Origin of the sequence: Streptomyces sp. NPDC059534 (assembly GCF_042743475.1) — a bacterium.
Taxonomy (GTDB): Bacteria; Actinomycetota; Actinomycetes; order Streptomycetales; family Streptomycetaceae; genus Streptomyces.
Genome location: NZ_JBHWAQ010000001.1, coordinates 307,136 through 323,266, shown reverse-complemented (window position 1 = coordinate 323,266; position 16,131 = coordinate 307,136). Strand labels below are relative to the sequence as shown.

Genomic DNA, 16,131 nt, shown 5'->3' with positions numbered 1-16,131 from the left:
TCCGGCAGGTCAGCAGGTACGGGGCAGGGCGACGGGCCGCGGCCCGGGTGCGTAAAGTCGACTTCCGCAGATCCGACCCTGACGAGGAGACCTCCGTGACCGACCCGGCGTCCACCGCCCTCCAGCAGCAGATCGCCCGGGACCTCCAGGTGGCCGAGTTCTTCGACCCCCGGGCCGAGGCCGAGCGCCGGGTGGCCTTCCTCACCGAGCGGCTCACCTCCACCGGTCTGCGCTCCCTCGTGCTCGGCATCAGCGGCGGCGTCGACTCCACGACGGCCGGCCGGCTCTGCCAGCTCGCCGTGGAGCGGGCCCGGGCCGCCGGCCACGACGCCACCTTCTACGCGATGCGCCTGCCGTACGGCGTCCAGGCCGACGAGAAGGACGCGCAGACCGCCCTCGGCTTCATCCGCGCCGACCAGGTCCTCACCGTGGACGTCAAGGCGGCCAGCGACGCGGCCCTGGAGGCGTGCCTCGCCGGCGGCGTGACCTTCCGCGACGCCCACCACCAGGACTTCGTGCAGGGCAACATCAAGGCCCGCCAGCGGATGATCGCCCAGTACGCGGTCGCCGGCGCCCACGACGGGCTCGTCGTCGGCACCGACCACGCCGCCGAGGCCGTCTCCGGCTTCTTCACCAAGTTCGGCGACGGCGCCGCCGACGTCGTCCCGCTCACCGGCCTGACCAAGCGGCGGGTCCGCGCCGTCGCCGCGGAGCTCGGCGCCCCGGGCGAGCTGGTCTGGAAGACCCCCACGGCCGACCTGGAGACCCTCGACCCGGGCAAGCCCGACGAAGACGCGCTCGGCGTCACTTACGACGACATCGACGACTTCCTGGAGGGCAAGCCGGTCGCCGAGGCCGCCTTCGCCTCGATCGCCCGCCGCTACGAGCTCACCGAGCACAAGCGTCAGCTGCCGATCGCCCCCTAACGGCCCGCCGGACGTGCGCGGCGCCCTCCCGCCGTCTCGAATGGGAGGGTGACCGCGCCGCCCGACGACTGCCTCGCCCGCAACGAGTGGATCTGCGGGGAGTACCTCTCCACCCGGAGCGGGATCCTCGCCGACGCGGTCGTCCAGCACCTCCAGCTGACCGGGGCCTCCGTCGCCCTGGGCCTCCTGCTCGCCCTGCCCCTCGCCCTCGTGGCGCGCCGCCGGCGATGGGCGGCGGGACCCGTCCTGGGGGTCACCACCGTCCTGTACACGATCCCCGCGCTCGCGATGTTCTCGCTGCTCCTGCCCGTGTACGGGCTGTCCGCGGCACTCGTCGTCGCCGGACTCGTCCTGTACTCCCTCACCGTGCTCGTGCGGAACATCCTCGCCGGGCTCCGCGCCGTGCCCGAGGAGACCCGGCAGGCCGCGCGCGGCCTGGGATACGGCCCGGTCCGCCTGCTCCTCGCCGTCGAACTGCCCCTCGCCGCGCCCGCCGCGATGGCCGGACTGCGGATGGCCACCGTCTCCGCGGTCTCCCTCGTCACGATCGGCGCGATCGTCGGCCACGGCGGCCTGGGGAACCTCATCTACGCCGGAATGAACACCTACTTCAAGTCGCAGGTCCTCACCGCGTCCGCGCTGTGCGTCGTCATCGCCGTCGCCGCCGACCTGCTGCTCCTGGGCGCCCAGCGACTGCTCACCCCCTGGACCCGCGGGCAGGGCGCGTGACGACCCTCGCCGACGCCTGGTCCTGGCTGACCACCGCCTCCCACTGGTCCGGTGAGGACGGGGTGGCGCACCGGCTCGCCGAGCACCTCTTCCTCACCGCCGTCTGCCTCGTCCTCAGCTGCCTGATCGCCCTGCCCGTAGCCCTCGTCCTCGGCCACCGCGGCAAGGGCGGCGCGCTCGCCGTGAACCTGGCCAACGCCGGCCGGGCCGTCCCCACCTTCGCCGTCCTCGTCCTGCTCCTGCTGAGCCCGCTCGGCCCGTACGGCCCGTGGCCGACGGTGATCGCCCTCGTCCTGTTCGCCGTGCCGCCCGTGCTGACCAACGCGTACGTGGGGATGCGCGGCGTCGACGCCGATGTCGTACGGGCCGCCCGCGGCATGGGCATGACCGGCGGTCAGACGCTCTTCGGCGTCGAACTGCCCCTCGCGCTGCCGCTGATCCTCACCGGGGTGCGGATCGCCGCCGTCCAGCTCGTCGCCACGGCCACCGTGGCGGCGCTGGCCGGCGGCGGCGGGCTCGGCCGCGTCATCACCGCCGGGTTCAACCTCGCCTCGACCCCGCAGGTCGTCGCCGGAGCCTGCCTGGTCGCGGTGCTCGCGCTCGCCGTCGAGGGCGTCTTCGAGGGCGTGCGGCACCTCGCCCCCACCGGGGCGCGGGGGAGCGGCACATGAGGCCGCTCCGGCGGTCCGCCGTCGCGGCCTGTCTCCTGTCACTCGCCGCGGGCGGCTGCGCCGAGGGCCCCTCACTGGAGGACCGCGACGCGCTCACCGCCCCGCCCGGCGACAGCCGGGACCTGGTCGTCGGCTCGGCCGGGTTCACCGAGAGCGACCTGCTGGCCGAGATGTACGCCCTGCTGCTCCAGTCCGCCGGATACCGCACCAAGCTCCTGACGGTCACCAACCGGGAGCTGTACGAACCGGCCCTGGAGAGCGGCCGGATCGACGTCGTGCCGGAGTACGCGGCCACGTTCGCCGACTGGCTGAACGCCAAGGAGAACGGGCCGGACGCGCCGGCCGCCGGCTCCCCCGACCCGGTGGCCACCATGAGCGCCCTGCGGGCCCTCGCCGGACCGCGCGGGCTGACCGTCCTCGACCCGGGGCGCGCAGCCGACCAGAACGCCTTCGCCGTCACCGCCGCCTACGCCGCCGAACACCGCCTCAGTACCCTCAGCGACCTCGGCGCCGCCCGGCTCCCCGTCCGGCTCGCCGCCGGGGACGAATGCGTCCGGCGGCGGTACTGCGCACCCGGCCTGAAGGAGGTGTACGGCATCGACGTGACCGCCGTCGACCCCAAGGGCGTCGGGACCACGCAGTCGAAACAGGCGGTGCAGAGCGGACGGAACCAGCTGGTGCTGACCACGACCACCGACGCCACCCTCGACGACTTCGGGCTCGTCCTGCTCGCCGACGACAAGCAACTGCAGAACGCCGACCACGTGGTGCCCGTGGTCAACCGGGCCCGCGCCGGAGGCCCGGGCGTCACGGGGGCCCTCGACCGTCTCAACACCGTGCTCACCACGGCCGATCTGGCCCACCTCAACGAACAGGTGGACAGCTGGCGGCGGCTTCCGGAGGACGTGGCGCGGAACTACCTCGTCGGCAAGGCCCTCCTCCCGCGCTGACACCCGGCGCCCCCGACTGACACCCCGCGCCCCCGGACGCCGCCCGCGCCCCCGGACCCCGCCCGCGTCGCGGGGACGCCCCGCCCGCGCGACACCCCGCCGTGTGATCCACTGTCCTCGCGGGGGCGTACGAACAGGAGCAGGAACAGCGTGACCACCTACCGGCAGCCGGGACTCGTCCTCACCGACCACCGCTTCCCCGTCCCCCTCGACCACTCCCGCCCCGACGGCGAACGCATCGAGGTCTTCGGCCGCGAGGTCGTAGCGAGCGGGAAGGCCGGCCAGGACCGGGAGCGGCTGCCCTGGCTGCTCTATCTGGAGGGCGGACCCGGCTTCGGCGCCCGCCGCTTCATCGGTCCGCAGGCATGGCTCGGCCGGGCGGTCGAGGAGTTCCGGGTCCTCCTCCTCGACCAGCGCGGCACCGGCCGCTCCACCCCCGCCAACCGCCAGACCCTGCCCCTGCGCGGCACGCCGGCCGAGCAGGCCGCCTACCTCGCCCACTTCCGCGCGGACTCCATCGTCAAGGACTGCGAGAGCATCCGCCGCCGGCTCACCGGCGGAGCGCCCTGGACCGTCCTCGGCCAGAGCTTCGGCGGCTTCTGCGCCACCCACTACCTCTCCACCGCCCCCGAGGGCCTGGAGCGGGTCCTCGTCACCGGCGGTCTGCCCTCCCTGGACGCCACCGCCGACGAGGTCTACCGCGCCGCCTACCCCCGGGTCCGGCGCAAGAACGAGGCCCACTTCACCCGCTACCCGCAGGACGCCGAGCGGGCCCGCGCGATCATCGCCCACCTCCTCGACCGCGAGGTCGCCCTGCCCGGCGGCGGCCTCCTCACCGCCGAGGCGTTCCAGTCCCTCGGCATCCTTCTCGGCTCCGGCGACGGCACCCACCAGCTCCATCTGCTCCTGGAGGGCGCCTTCGTCCCCACCCCGGGCGGCCCCGAGCTCGCCGACGCCTTCCTGGAACAGGTGCAGGCACACCTCTCGTACGCGGGACACCCGCTCTACGCCGTGCTCCACGAGGCCATCTACGCCCAGGGCCGGGGACCCACCGACTGGGCCGCCGAGCGCGTCCGCGCCGAGTACCCTGAGTTCGACGCCCGCACCGCGCTCGCCACGGGCGCGCCGCCGCTCTTCACCGGCGAGACCGTCCACCCCTGGCACTTCACCACCGATCCCGCGCTGCGTCCGCTGCGCGAGACCGCCGAGCGGCTCGCCGCGCGCGACGACTGGGCGCCGCTCTACGAGGCCGAGCGCCTCGCCGCCAACGAGGTCCCGGTCGCGGCCGCCGTCTACCACGACGACATGTACGTGGACACCGCCCACTCCCTGGAGACGGCCCGGTCCGTGCGGGGCCTGCGGACCTGGGTGACCGACGAGTTCGAGCACGACGGAGTCCGGGCCGGCGGACCGCGCGTCCTCGACCGGCTTCTCGCGCTGGCCCGCGGCGAGGTCTGACCGACGGGGGCCGGGGCGGCCCCCGCGGCGGCCCCCGGCGCACGGCCGCGCGCCCGGTGCGCGGCCTTGCGCGGCCGTGCGCAAAAGTCCAAGCATCGGCAGCCGTTGCACATGGTGCGAGGGCACGGACTGCCGGTAGAACTCGGACCGGCCCCCGCGAGGGGACCCGTGAGGAGAGGACCCGGACCATGAGCACCCACGTCAGCGCGGAGATCGCCGGCCAGCCGGAGTGCTGGCGGCGCGCCGCCGAGACCGCCGACCGGCACGCCGCCCTGCTGCCGGGTCGCGGCGAGCGCGTCGCCGTCGTCGGCTGCGGTACCTCGTACTTCATCGCCCGCGCCTACGCCGCTCTGCGCGAGTCCCTGGGGGAGGGGGAGACCGACGCCTTCCCCGCCTCCGACCGGACCCCGCTGGGCCGCGGCTACGACCGGATCGTCGCGCTCACCCGCTCCGGCACCACCACGGAGGTCGTGCACCTGCTCGCGGCGGCCGCCGGCCGGATCCCGTCCCTCGTGCTCACCGGGGTGCCCGACAGCCCCGCCGGACGGCTCGCCGACCGGGTCGTCGACCTCGGCTTCGCCGACGAACGCTCCGTCGTCCAGACCCGGTTCGCCACCACCGCCCTCCAACTCCTGCGCGCGGGCCTCGGGGTGGACCTCGGACCGGCGATCGCGGACGCCGAACTCGTCCTGTACGAGCGGCTGCCCACCGCCTGGGAGCGGCGCGGCCAGTTCACCTTCCTCGGCACCGGCTGGACCGTCGGACTCGCCGACGAGGCCGCCCTCAAGCTGCGCGAGGTGGCCCGCGCCTGGACGGAGTCGTACGCGGCGATGGAGTACCGGCACGGCCCGATCAGCATCAGCGATCGGTCCAGCCTCGTCTGCTGCCTGGGTCCCGCCCCCTCCGGGCTGCGGGACGAAGTGGAGTCCACGGGCGCCCTGTTCGCCGCCGACGCCATCGACCCGGTCGCCGCGCTGGTCCGCGTCCAGCGGCTCGCCGTGGCCTTGGCGGACCGGCGCGGCCTCAACCCCGACCGCCCGCGGCACGTCTCGCGGTCGGTGATCCTCTCCGGGGCGATCCGCCCGACGGCCGCGGACGCGGCCCGTATCCTGCGCTCATGACCGAAACGGATGCCACGGACCTCGCCGAGATGCCCGGCGACTGGCAGCGCGCCCTCGCCGTCGTCGCCCACCCCGACGACCTGGAGTACGGCTGCGCGGCGGCCGTCGCCGGCTGGACGGACGCCGGGAAGGAGGTCGTGTACGTCCTCGCCACCCGCGGCGAGGCGGGCATCGACTCGCTCGCCCCGGACGTCTGCGGCCCGCTGCGCGAGCGGGAGCAGCGGGACAGCGCCGCCGTCGTCGGCGTGGACACGGTCGAGTTCCTCGACCACCACGACGGGGTGATCGAGTACGGGCTCGGGCTGCGCCGCGACATCGCGGCCGCGATCCGCCGCCACCGCCCGGAGCTGGTCGTCACCCTCAACCACCGCGACACCTGGGGCGGCGGCCCCGGTGCCCCCTGGAACACCCCCGACCACCTGGCCGTCGGCCGTGCCACGCTCGACGCGGCCGCCGACGCCGGGAACCGCTGGATCTTCCCCGACCTCGCCGACCAGGGCCTGGAGCCCTGGAACGGCGTGCGCTGGGTGGCGGTGGCGGCCTCCGCCACGCCGACGCACGCGGTCGACGCGGCCCCGGGCCTGGACCGCGCCATCCGCTCGCTGCTCTGCCACCGCGCCTACATCGAAGCGCTGACCGACCAGGATCCGGAGGAGTACGTCCGGTCGTTCCTCACCGGCGCGACCGGACGCGCCTCGGACCGCTTCGGCGGGCGCCCCGCGGTGGCCTTCGAACTGTTCGCACGCTGATCCGGGAGGGCCGTCAGCCCATCGGCGCGGGCTTCAGGACCGCGAAGGTCGCGCCGAAGGGGTCGGCCAGCCAGGCGATCCGGCCGACGTCGGGGACGTCGGCCGCGGGCATCACGACCGAGCCGCCGTTGCCCTGGGTCGAGCGGGCGACGGCGTCGGCGTCCTCGACCGCGAAGTACGGCACCCAGCGCGGCGTGTCCCCCTGGAGCTCCGCGGCGCCGCCGAAGGAGGCGTCCTGCTGGTCGCCCTCGGCGGTGGAGATCACCCGGTACGTCATGCCGGGGGCCTCCATCTCCGCCCACCGCCAGCCGAACAGGGTCCGGTAGAAGCCGAGCACGGACTCCGGTTCGGCGACGTGGAGTTCGGCCCAGACCAGGGTGTTGGTGGCCGAGGTCCGCTCCAGGCCCTTGACGGCGCTCGGCTGCCAGACGGCGAACTCGGCGCCGCCCGGGTCGGTGAGGCAGGCCATCCGGCCCGCCTCCATGACGTCGAAGGCAGGGGCGCGGACGGTGCCGCCGGCGGTCTCGGCGGCCTTCTGGGTGGCGTCGGCGTCCGGGGTCTGGAAGTACACCGTCCAGGCGCTGTGGGCGCCCTCCTCGGTGAGCGGCCCGAGGGCGCCGATCGTCAGCCCGTCCTGCTGGAAGAAGCCGTAGCCGCCGGCGTCCGGCCCCGCCGACCGGAACTCCCAGCCGAAGACGGCGCCGTAGAAGGCGGCGGCCGCCTCGGTGTCGGGGCTGCCGAGGTCGAGCCAGTTGGGGGATCCCTTGGTGAACTGCGTACCGAGCATGGGAGGTGTTCCGTCCTTCCGTCGTCCGTGACTGCCGGAGCCGGGCCGCAGGTCCATCCGGCTTCCGGCCACCATGGCCGATCCTCATCCCTGGGGCGGGTCGGCGCAGCCTCAGCCGCGCGGGTTCATCCGGTCGGCCGACCGGCCACCGCGGCCTCCAGGTCGCCGAGCAGCAGCTCGCCGTTGATCGCGGCGCCCGCCCGGTATCCCCGGCTCACCGCGTTGACCACCTGCTCCTGCGGGCCGGTGACGTTTCCCGCCGCCCACACGCCGGGCACGCTGGTCCGGCCGGTCTCGTCGACCGCGACGAACTCCCCGAACGGAGTCGCGCGCAGCTCCGCCCCCAGCTGCCTCAGCACCCCGTCCCGGGCCGCGAGGCGGGTCGCCCCGACGAAGACCACGGAGCGCGACACGAACCGCCCGTCGGCGAGCCGCACCCCGGTCAGCGCGTCGTCCTCGACGGCGAGCCCCGCCACCTCCCCGGTGACCACCCGCACGCCCGCCGCGTCCAGCAGGGCCGCGTCCCGGGCGGAGAGCTCGCCGGCGGTGTGCAGGAAGAGCGTCACGTCCTTCGACCAGTGCGAGACCATCAGCGCCTGGTGCGCGGGCATCACCGGGTGCGCGATGACACCGAAGGGCCGGTCGCGGACCTCCCAGCCGTGGCAGTACGGGCAGTGCAGGACGTCCCGGCCCCACCGCTCGGCCACCCCGTCGATCTCCGGCAGCTCGTCGACGAGCCCGGTCGTCACGACGAGCCGCCGCGCGCCGACCGCGGTGCCGTCCGCCAGGGAGACGGTGAACCCGTCCCGCCCGTCCGGCGCCGCGCCCGTCACCCGGCCGGCCCGCCACTCCACGCCGTAGGCGGCGATCTCCCGGCGTCCGGCCGCCAGATAGTCGGCCGGGCTCGTCCCGTCGCGGGACAGCACGCCCTGCATGTGGGCCGTCGGGGCGTTCCGGGGCTCGCCCGCGTCCACGACCAGGGTGCGCCGCCGTGAGCGGCCCAGGACCAGTGCGGCGCTGAGACCCGCCGCGCCGCCGCCGACCACCACGGCGTCGTACCGCTCGTCCGCGCCGCCCTCGTCCCTGCCCTCGCCGTCGCCCGCGTCCCTGCCGTTGCCCTGGTCCCGGTCCATGTCCGTGCTCCTCGTGTCGGTGCTCATGACGCGAGCGTCGCTCCGCGGCCGTGATTCCGGCAAGGAATCTTGCCGTTTCGGCAATCCGTTCCTGTCACACTGGACGCATGAGTGAAGACGACCGCATCGACGCCGTGCTGAACGAGGTGGGCCCCCGGCTCCGCCGGGTCCGCCGCGACCGGGGGGTGACCCTCGCCGAGCTGTCCGCCGCCACGGGCATCTCCGTGAGCACCCTGTCCCGGCTGGAGTCCGGGCAGCGCAGGCCCAGCCTGGAACTGCTGCTGCCGCTGGCCCGCGCCCATCAGGTCCCGCTCGACGAGCTGGTCGGCGCCCCGCCGGTGGGCGACCCCCGGGTCAAGGCGAAGCCGATCGTGCGCCACGGACGGACGATGTTCCCGCTGACCCGGCAGCCCGGCGGCCTCCAGGCGTACAAGGTGATCCAGGAGAAGCCGCACGAGACGCCGGAGCCGCGGGTGCACGAGGGGTACGAGTGGCTGTACGTGCTCTCCGGGAAGCTCCGGCTCGTCCTCGGCGACCACGACGTCGTCCTCGCCGCCGGCGAGGCGGCCGAGTTCGACACCCGCGTCCCGCACTGGTTCGGGCCCACGGCCGACGGGCCGGTGGAGTACCTCAGCCTCTTCGGGCCGCAGGGGGAGCGCATGCATGTGAGGGCGCGACCCAAGAAGTCCGGCTGAGTCGTTCCCCCCGCGTCAAGCGACCGCTTAGTATGCAACCGACCGCTCGGTACGGAGGAGGCTTCCGGATGCAGGCATGGCGTGTGTACGAGAACGGGGAACCGGGCGCGGTGATGCGCCGCGAGGAGGTGGAACCGCCCACGCCCGGAGCGGGCCAGGTGCTCCTCAAGGTCCGCGCCGCGAACGTCAACTTCCCCGACGCGCTGCTCTGCCGGGGTCACTACCAGGTGCGGCCCCCGCTGCCCTTCACCCCCGGCGTGGAGGTCTGCGCCGAGACGGAGGACGGCCGCCGGGTCGTCACCACCGCGGCCCTCCCGCACGGCGGCTTCGCCGAGTACGTCCTCGCCGACGCCGCCGGGCTCCTCCCGGCCCCCGAGGCACTCGACGACGCCGAGGCCGCCGCACTGCACATCGGCTACCAGACCGGCTGGTTCGGCCTGCACCGCCGTGCCGCCCTGCGGGAGGGCGAGACGCTCCTCGTCCACGCGGCGGCCGGAGGCGTCGGCAGCGCCGCCGTCCAGCTCGGCAAGGCCGCGGGCGCCACCGTCATCGGGGTCGTCGGCGGACCGGAGAAGGCGGCCGTCGCCCGCGCGCTCGGCTGCGACGTGGTCGTCGACCGGCGCTCCGAGGACGTCGTCGCCGCCGTCAAGGCGGCGACCGGCGGCCGCGGCGCCGACGTGATCTACGACCCGGTCGGCGGCGAGGCGTACCAGCAGTCCGCCAAGTGCGTGGCCTTCGAGGGGCGGATCGTGGTCGTCGGCTTCGCCAGCGGCACCGTCCCCGCCCCGGCCCTCAACCACGCCCTAGTGAAGAACTACTCGGTCCTCGGCCTCCACTGGGGCCTGTACGCGGCGAAGGACCCGGCCTCGATCGGCCGCTGCCACGAGACCCTCACGGCCTACGCGGCCAAGGGCCTGATCAAGCCGCTCATCGGCGAACGCGTCCCCTTCGCCGGCGCGGCCGACGCCGTGCAGCGGGTCGCCGACGGCACCACCACCGGCCGCCTGGTCGTCCTCCCGGAAGGGGACCGCGCATGACCGACGCCGAGGAACTCCGCTCCCTCACCCGGCGGTTGCTGGCGGACCATCCGCCCGCCGGTACCGCGCGCGCCGACTTCCTGCGCGCCCGCTTCGACGCCGGACTCGCCTGGGTGCACTACCCGGTGGGCCTCGGCGGGCTCGACGCGCCCCGCGCGCTGCAGTCGGTCGTCGACGCCGAACTCGCCGCCGCCGGCGCCCCGGACAACGACCCGCGCCGGATCGGCATCGGCCTCGGCATGGCCGCGCCCACCCTGCTCGCGCACGGCTCCGACGACGTCAAGCGCCGCTTCCTGCGGCCGCTGTGGGTCGGCGATGAGGTGTGGTGCCAGCTCTTCAGCGAGCCCGGCGCCGGCTCCGACCTCGCCGCGCTCGGCACCCGGGCCGTCCGGGACGGCGACAGCTGGGTGATCGACGGACAGAAGGTGTGGACGTCCAGCGCCCACGTCGCCCGCTGGGCCATCCTCATCGCCCGCACCGATCCGGACGCGCCCAAGCACCGGGGCATCACCTACTTCGTGTGCGACATGACAGACCCCGGCGTCGAGGTCAGGCCGCTGCGCCAGATCACCGGCGAGGCCGAGTTCAACGAGGTCTTCCTGACCGGCGTCCGCATCCCCGACACCCACCGGCTCGGCGCGGTCGGCGACGGCTGGCGGGTCGCGCAGACCACCCTCATGAACGAACGGGTCTCCATCGGCGGCGCCCGCATCCCGCGCGAGGGCGGCATGATCGGGAAGCTCGCCGCCACCTGGCGCGACCGTCCCGAACTGCGCACCCACGACCTGCACCGGCGGCTCCTCGACCTCTGGGTCGACGCCGAGGTGGCCCGGCTCACGGGCGAGCGGCTCCGCCAGCAGCTCGTGGCGGGCCAGCCCGGCCCGGAGGGCAGCGCGATGAAGCTCGGCTTCGCCCGGCTCAACCAGGCCATCAGCGGACTCGAAGTGGAACTCCTCGGCGACGAGGGCCTGTTGTACGGGGACTGGACCATGCGCCGCCCCGAACTCGTCGACTTCACCGGTCGTGACGCCGGCTACCGCTATCTGCGGTCCAAGGGCAACTCGATCGAGGGCGGCACGACCGAGGTCCTCCTCAACATCGTCGCCGAACGGGTCCTCGGCCTGCCCCCGGAGCCCCGCAACGACAAGGACGTCGCCTGGAAGGACCTCGCCCGATGACGCAGCCGCTGGATCTCCTGTACTCGGACACCGAGGACGACCTGCGGGCGGCCGTCCGCGCCCTGCTCACCGACCGGGCCGGTCACCGGACCGTCCTCGGTCTGGCCGAGACGGACGACCCCTACGTCCCCGGGCTCTGGAAGTCCCTCGCGTCCGACATCGGCGCCGCCGGACTCCTGGTCCCCGAGAAGCTCGGCGGCCAGGGCGCGAGCCACCGCGAGGCCGCCGTGGTCCTGGAGGAGCTGGGCCGTGCGGTGACCCCGGTGCCGTACCTCACGAGCGCGGTGGTGGCCACCGAGACCCTGCTGACGCTCGCCGGGGCCCGCACCGGCACGGGCGCCGACGAGGCCGCGGCCCTGGACGCCGAGCCGCTCGCCGGGGAGGGCGGCCCCGCGGCCGAACTCCTCGCCCGGGTCGCGAGCGGCCGTACGGTCGCGGTGCTCGCCGTGCCGCTCTCCACCGGGCCGGGCGCGGAACCGCCGCTCGCCTCCCCGGTGGCCGGGGTCGCCGACGCGGTCGCCGCCGACGTCCTGCTCGTCCCGCGCGCCGACGGCCTGTACGCCGTACCGGCCGGGGAGGCGACGATCGAGCCGCGGACGCCGCTCGACCTGACCCGCCCGCTGGCCGGGGTCACCACGCCGGAGGGGAGCGGCACCCGGCTCGCCGGACCCGGCGCGGCCCGGGCGGCGGTCCGGCGGGGGCTGCTCGCGGGCGCCGGGCTGCTGGCGTCCGAGCAGCTCGGCCTCGCCGAGTGGTGCCTGGAGGAGACCGTCCGCCACACGCGGGAGCGCCACCAGTTCAACCGTCCCGTCGGTTCCTTCCAGGCCCTCAAGCACCGCATGGCCCAGCTCTGGCTGGACCTCGTCGGCGCCCGGGCGGCGGCCCGCGCCGCGGCCGACGCCCTGGCCACCGGCAGCCCGGACGCCCCGCTGGTCGTGGCCGTCGCCCAGGTCTACTGCTCCAAGGTCGCGGTCCGCGCCGCCGAGGAGTGCGTCCAGCTGCACGGCGGGCTCGGGATGACCTGGGAGCACCCCGCGCACCTGGCGCTGAAGCGGGCCAAGTCCGACCAGATCGCGCTCGGTTCGGCGGGGCGTCACCAGGACGCGATCGCCGCGCTGGTGGACCTCCCGGCGCCCGCGTAACGGAGCCAGGGCCTCCGAGTAAGGGGCCCCCGTGTCCACACCCCTTTACATACTGTTTAATTGCGAGCTGTTCGCAATAACAGTTGATCTTCAAGAGGGGTGTGGACACGATGGCCGCCCGATCCGTTCGCCGAGCGACCGCCGCGACAGTGACGGGGGCGCTCGCCCTCGCCACCGCGGCCTGCTCGAACCCCGGCTCCACCGCCGGCGGCTCCGGCGGACCCAAGGACTCCGCGGTCGTCGGCATCGCGTACGAACCCGAGACCCTCAGCCCCCTCCTCGGCTACGGCAAGGACGGCAACTCCAAGATCTTCGACGGGCTGCTCGCCTTCGACGGCGACATGAGGCTGGAGCCCGCCCTCGCCCGCGCCCTGCCGAAGGTCAGCGCCGACGGACTCACCTACACGTACACGCTCCGCGACGGCGTCACCTTCAGCGACGGCGTCCCCTTCACGGCGAAGGACGTCGTCTTCACCTACCGCACCATCCTCGACCCGAAGACGAACAACGCCTCCCGCACCGAACTCGACGCCCTCCGCGGCGTCCGGGCCGTCGGCGACGACACCGTCGTCTTCACCCTCAAGTACCCCTACGCGCCCTTCGCCGAGCGCACCGTCCAGGCCATCGCCCCCCGGCACGCCGCCGCCGGAAAGGACGTCAACACCGGCGCCTTCACCACGAAGCCCATCGGCACCGGACCGTACGTCCTCACCGGCTGGTCCAAGGGCGAGAAGCTCACCTTCAAGGCCAACCCCACCTACTGGGACGGCGCACCCGCGGTCAAGCGGCTCACCATGGCGATCGTCAAGGACGACGACGTCCGCGCCACCCGGCTGCGCGCCGGCGACCTCGACGGCGCCGTCCTGCCCCCCAACCTCGCCGCCGGCTTCCACGGCGACCCGGCGAGGAAGACGTACACCGCGAAGACCTACGACTACCGCACGGTCACCCTCCCCACCCACCACCCGGTCACCGGCGACACCGCCGTCCGCCGCGCCCTCGACGTCGCCGTCGACCGCGGGGCCATGGTCGACAAGATCCTCGAAGGCGCCGGAAAGCCCGCCTACGGACCGGTGCCCACCGACAGCCCCTGGTTCGCGAAGGGCACCGAACGCCGCCACGACCTCGACGGCGCCCGGACGATCCTCGACGAGGCCGGCTGGACGCCCGGCCCCGACGGCGTCCGCGTCAGGAACGGCGTCCGCGCCGCCTTCCCGCTCTGGTACCTCTCCGGCGACAAGCTCCGCCAGGACCACGCCCTCGCCTACGCCTCCGACGCCAAGAAGGCCGGCATCGACATCACCACCCAGGCCGGCACCTGGGAGGTCATCGAGCCCCGGATGAAGACCGACGCCGTCCTCGCCGGCGGCGGCTCACCCGGCGACCCCGACTTCGACCAGTACCTGCTGCTGAAGTCCTCCCTCGCCGGCGACGGCTTCAACAACATGGCCCGGTACGACAACAAGAGCGTCGACCGCGCCCTGGAGGACGGCCGCCGGACGAACGACGTCACCCAGCGCCGTGCCGCGTACGACACCGTCCAGCGCGAACTGGTGAAGAACCCCGGCTACACCTTCCTCACCCACATCGACCACCTCTACGTCGTGAACGACGCCTGGGACGGCCTCGGCACCCAGACCGAGCCGCACGACCACGGCCTCGCCTCCGGCCCCTGGTGGAACGTCGAGGCGTGGAAGCCCAAGGGCGCGGGCAAGTGAGCCGCCGCCTCCCCTGGGGGGCCATGGCACGGATGACGGGACGGCGGGCCCTGGCCGCCGTCCCCGTCCTCCTCGCCGTCACCCTCGCGGTGTTCGCCGTCGCCGCGGCCTCCCCCTTCGACCCCGTCAAGGCGTACGCCGGCACCGCCGGACTCACCGCCTCGCAGGAGAACCTCGACCAGCTCCGCGCCAACCTCGGCGTCGACCGGCCCCTCCTCACCCGCTGGTGGGAGTGGCTCACCGCCGCCGTCACCGGCGACCTCGGCGACTCCTCGGTCATGCGCCGGCCCGTCGCCGACGTCATCGGCGAACGCCTCGGCTGGTCCGTCCTCCTCGCCGTCACCGCCTTCCTGATCGCCATCGCCCTCGGCACGCTCCTCGGCGTCCTCGCCGGCCGCCGCCGCGGCGGCCTCCTCGACCGGGCCGTCAGCTCCGCCGCGTACACCCTGGAAGCCGCCCCCGCCTTCTGGCTCGGCCTGCTCGCCATCTGGTTCTTCGCCCTGAAGCTCGGCGTCCTGCCCCCCGGCGGGCTCACCGACACCGCGAGCGACACCGTCACCGCCGACCAGGTCGCCCGCCACCTCGTGCTGCCCGCGCTCGTCCTCGGCGCCTCCCAGCTGCCCTGGTTCCTCCTCTACGTCCGCCAGGGCGTCGGCGACGCCCTCGACGAGGACCCCGTACGCGGCGCCCGCGCCCGCGGCCTGCGCGAACGCACCGTCCTCACCGGCCACGCCCTGCGCTCCGGAATGCTGCCCATGCTCACCCTCGTCGGCTCCCGCGTCCCCGAACTCATCACCGGCGCCCTGCTGGTGGAGACCGTCTTCAGCTGGCCCGGCATCGCCGCCGCCACCGTCACCGCGGCCACCTCCGTCGACTTCCCGCTGCTCGCCGCGCTCACCGTCCTCGCCACCGCCGCCGTCCTCCTCGGCAACCTCCTCTCCGACCTGCTGTACGGACTCGCCGACCCGAGGGTGGGCTTCGATGGCTGACCCGCGCACCCACCGCCTGCGGCTCTGGAGCTCCGGCCTCGTCGTCGGAACCGTCCTCCTCGCCGTCCTCGTCGTGCCCCCGCTCGTCCAGCTCGACGAACAGGCCGTCGACCTCTCCCGCAAGCTCCTCCCGCCCTCCTGGGAGCACCCCTTCGGCACCGACGACCTCGGGCGCGACCTCCTCCTGCGCTGCGTCTACGGCCTGCGGATCTCGCTCCTCGTCGGACTCGTCGCCGCCCTGGTCGCCACCGTCGTCGGCACCGCCGTCGGTGCGGCGGCCGGAGCGCTCGGCGGCTGGACCGACCGCTGCCTGATGCGGCTCGTCGACACCTTCTCCGCCGTGCCGCACCTGCTGCTCGGGATCTTCGTCGTCGCCCTCTTCCGGCCCGGCGTGTGGCCCGTCATCGCCTCCGTCGCCGTCACCCACTGGCTGTCCACCGCCCGGATCGTCCGCTCCGAGGTCCTCTCGCTGCGCACCCGCCCGTTCGTGGACGCCGCCGTCTCCGGCGGTGCCACCCGGTGGCGCGTCGCCGTCCGCCACCTGCTGCCCGCCGTGCTGCCGCAGGCCGGGCTCGCCGCCGTCCTGATGATCCCGCACGCCATGTGGCACGAGTCCGCGCTCTCCTTCCTCGGCCTCGGTCTGCCCAGTCACCAGGCCAGCCTCGGCAACCTCGTGCAGAACGCCCGCTCGTCGCTGCTCGCCGGGTACTGGTGGCCCACCCTCTACCCCGGCCTCCTCCTCATCGTGCCGACCCTCGCCCTCGCCGGACTCGCCGGCGCCTGGCGGGACCGGCTCAACCCGCGCCGCCGATCGGAGCTGATGCTGTGAACGCCGCGAACGGCAAGGT

The 16,131-nt window shown here is 74.4% G+C and carries 16 protein-coding genes; 14 read left to right on the top strand and 2 right to left on the bottom strand.

Features of this window, described 5'->3' with window-relative positions:
* The first annotated feature begins 95 nt into the window (after nt 1-95).
* From nadE to ACFVZH_RS01235, 7 genes are all read left to right on the top strand, one after another.
* Nucleotides 96-926 (top strand): ammonia-dependent NAD(+) synthetase, encoded by an 831-nt coding sequence (gene nadE, locus ACFVZH_RS01265; protein ID WP_384891269.1) that lies wholly within the window; start codon nt 96-98, stop codon nt 924-926.
* A 48-nt stretch (nt 927-974) separates the two neighbouring features.
* On the top strand, nt 975-1,655 hold the full coding sequence (locus ACFVZH_RS01260) for an ABC transporter permease (protein ID WP_384891266.1): 681 nt from the start codon (nt 975-977) through the stop codon (nt 1,653-1,655).
* Nucleotides 1,652-2,326, top strand: coding sequence for an ABC transporter permease (locus tag ACFVZH_RS01255; RefSeq protein WP_384891263.1), 675 nt, complete (start codon nt 1,652-1,654; stop codon nt 2,324-2,326). The genes ACFVZH_RS01260 and ACFVZH_RS01255 overlap by 4 nt, the downstream gene beginning before the upstream one ends.
* Entirely contained in the window at nt 2,323-3,276 is a 954-nt protein-coding gene (locus tag ACFVZH_RS01250) for an ABC transporter substrate-binding protein (protein ID WP_384891260.1), read from the top strand. The genes ACFVZH_RS01255 and ACFVZH_RS01250 overlap by 4 nt, the downstream gene beginning before the upstream one ends.
* Nucleotides 3,277-3,426: 150 nt before the next feature.
* A complete protein-coding gene (locus ACFVZH_RS01245; protein WP_384891258.1) occupies nt 3,427-4,734 on the top strand; it encodes an alpha/beta fold hydrolase in 1,308 nt (435 codons plus the stop codon).
* A 188-nt stretch (nt 4,735-4,922) separates the two neighbouring features.
* Entirely contained in the window at nt 4,923-5,855 is a 933-nt protein-coding gene (locus tag ACFVZH_RS01240) for an SIS domain-containing protein (protein ID WP_384891255.1), read from the top strand.
* Entirely contained in the window at nt 5,852-6,604 is a 753-nt protein-coding gene (locus tag ACFVZH_RS01235; RefSeq protein WP_384891252.1) for a PIG-L deacetylase family protein, read from the top strand. The genes ACFVZH_RS01240 and ACFVZH_RS01235 overlap by 4 nt, the downstream gene beginning before the upstream one ends.
* A 13-nt stretch (nt 6,605-6,617) precedes the next feature.
* On the opposite strand, the gene ACFVZH_RS01230 is transcribed toward ACFVZH_RS01235, so the two are convergent.
* Both ACFVZH_RS01230 and ACFVZH_RS01225 read right to left on the bottom strand, forming a co-directional pair.
* Nucleotides 6,618-7,391 carry a VOC family protein gene (locus ACFVZH_RS01230; protein WP_384891250.1) on the bottom strand — a complete coding sequence of 258 codons (774 nt, stop codon included), beginning with the start codon at nt 7,389-7,391 and terminating at the stop codon, nt 6,618-6,620.
* A gap of 125 nt (nt 7,392-7,516) precedes the next feature.
* A complete protein-coding gene (locus tag ACFVZH_RS01225; RefSeq protein ID WP_384891247.1) occupies nt 7,517-8,551 on the bottom strand; it encodes an NAD(P)/FAD-dependent oxidoreductase in 1,035 nt (344 codons plus the stop codon).
* 80 nt (nt 8,552-8,631) lie between these two features.
* Here ACFVZH_RS01225 and ACFVZH_RS01220 point away from each other — a divergent pair, with 80 nt between their 5' ends.
* From ACFVZH_RS01220 to ACFVZH_RS01190, 7 genes are all read left to right on the top strand, one after another.
* Nucleotides 8,632-9,219, top strand: coding sequence for a helix-turn-helix domain-containing protein (locus ACFVZH_RS01220; protein WP_384891244.1), 588 nt, complete (start codon nt 8,632-8,634; stop codon nt 9,217-9,219).
* Nucleotides 9,220-9,287: 68 nt separating this feature from the next.
* Nucleotides 9,288-10,256: an NADPH:quinone oxidoreductase family protein gene (locus tag ACFVZH_RS01215; RefSeq protein WP_384891241.1), complete on the top strand. Its 969-nt coding sequence runs from the start codon at nt 9,288-9,290 to the stop codon at nt 10,254-10,256.
* Nucleotides 10,253-11,434, top strand: a complete 1,182-nt coding sequence (locus ACFVZH_RS01210; protein WP_384891238.1) for an acyl-CoA dehydrogenase family protein — start codon at nt 10,253-10,255, stop codon at nt 11,432-11,434. The genes ACFVZH_RS01215 and ACFVZH_RS01210 overlap by 4 nt, the downstream gene beginning before the upstream one ends.
* Nucleotides 11,431-12,576: an acyl-CoA dehydrogenase family protein gene (locus ACFVZH_RS01205; protein WP_384891235.1), complete on the top strand. Its 1,146-nt coding sequence runs from the start codon at nt 11,431-11,433 to the stop codon at nt 12,574-12,576. The genes ACFVZH_RS01210 and ACFVZH_RS01205 overlap by 4 nt, the downstream gene beginning before the upstream one ends.
* 110 nt (nt 12,577-12,686) lie before the next feature.
* Nucleotides 12,687-14,294, top strand: coding sequence for an ABC transporter substrate-binding protein (locus ACFVZH_RS01200; RefSeq protein WP_384891232.1), 1,608 nt, complete (start codon nt 12,687-12,689; stop codon nt 14,292-14,294).
* On the top strand, nt 14,291-15,283 hold the full coding sequence (locus tag ACFVZH_RS01195) for an ABC transporter permease (RefSeq protein WP_384891229.1): 993 nt from the start codon (nt 14,291-14,293) through the stop codon (nt 15,281-15,283). The genes ACFVZH_RS01200 and ACFVZH_RS01195 overlap by 4 nt, the downstream gene beginning before the upstream one ends.
* Nucleotides 15,276-16,112 carry an ABC transporter permease gene (locus tag ACFVZH_RS01190; RefSeq protein WP_384891227.1) on the top strand — a complete coding sequence of 279 codons (837 nt, stop codon included), beginning with the start codon at nt 15,276-15,278 and terminating at the stop codon, nt 16,110-16,112. Before ACFVZH_RS01195 ends, ACFVZH_RS01190 begins: the two co-directional genes overlap by 8 nt.
* The last annotated feature ends 19 nt before the right edge of the window (nt 16,113-16,131 follow it).

Bases quoted from the DNA above. Each gene is read 5' to 3' on its own strand.
- ACFVZH_RS01210 (WP_384891238.1), top strand. From the start codon at position 10,253: ATGACCGACGCCGAGGAACTCCGCTCCCTCACCCGGCGGTTGCTGGCG.
- ACFVZH_RS01225 (WP_384891247.1), bottom strand. From the start codon at position 8,551: ATGAGCACCGACACGAGGAGCACGGACATGGACCGGGACCAGGGCAAC.
- ACFVZH_RS01200 (WP_384891232.1), top strand. From the start codon at position 12,687: ATGGCCGCCCGATCCGTTCGCCGAGCGACCGCCGCGACAGTGACGGGG.
- ACFVZH_RS01235 (WP_384891252.1), top strand. From the start codon at position 5,852: ATGACCGAAACGGATGCCACGGACCTCGCCGAGATGCCCGGCGACTGG.
- ACFVZH_RS01230 (WP_384891250.1), bottom strand. From the start codon at position 7,391: ATGCTCGGTACGCAGTTCACCAAGGGATCCCCCAACTGGCTCGACCTC.
- ACFVZH_RS01240 (WP_384891255.1), top strand. From the start codon at position 4,923: ATGAGCACCCACGTCAGCGCGGAGATCGCCGGCCAGCCGGAGTGCTGG.
- ACFVZH_RS01215 (WP_384891241.1), top strand. From the start codon at position 9,288: ATGCAGGCATGGCGTGTGTACGAGAACGGGGAACCGGGCGCGGTGATG.
- ACFVZH_RS01190 (WP_384891227.1), top strand. From the start codon at position 15,276: ATGGCTGACCCGCGCACCCACCGCCTGCGGCTCTGGAGCTCCGGCCTC.
- ACFVZH_RS01220 (WP_384891244.1), top strand. From the start codon at position 8,632: ATGAGTGAAGACGACCGCATCGACGCCGTGCTGAACGAGGTGGGCCCC.
- ACFVZH_RS01250 (WP_384891260.1), top strand. From the start codon at position 2,323: ATGAGGCCGCTCCGGCGGTCCGCCGTCGCGGCCTGTCTCCTGTCACTC.
- ACFVZH_RS01205 (WP_384891235.1), top strand. From the start codon at position 11,431: ATGACGCAGCCGCTGGATCTCCTGTACTCGGACACCGAGGACGACCTG.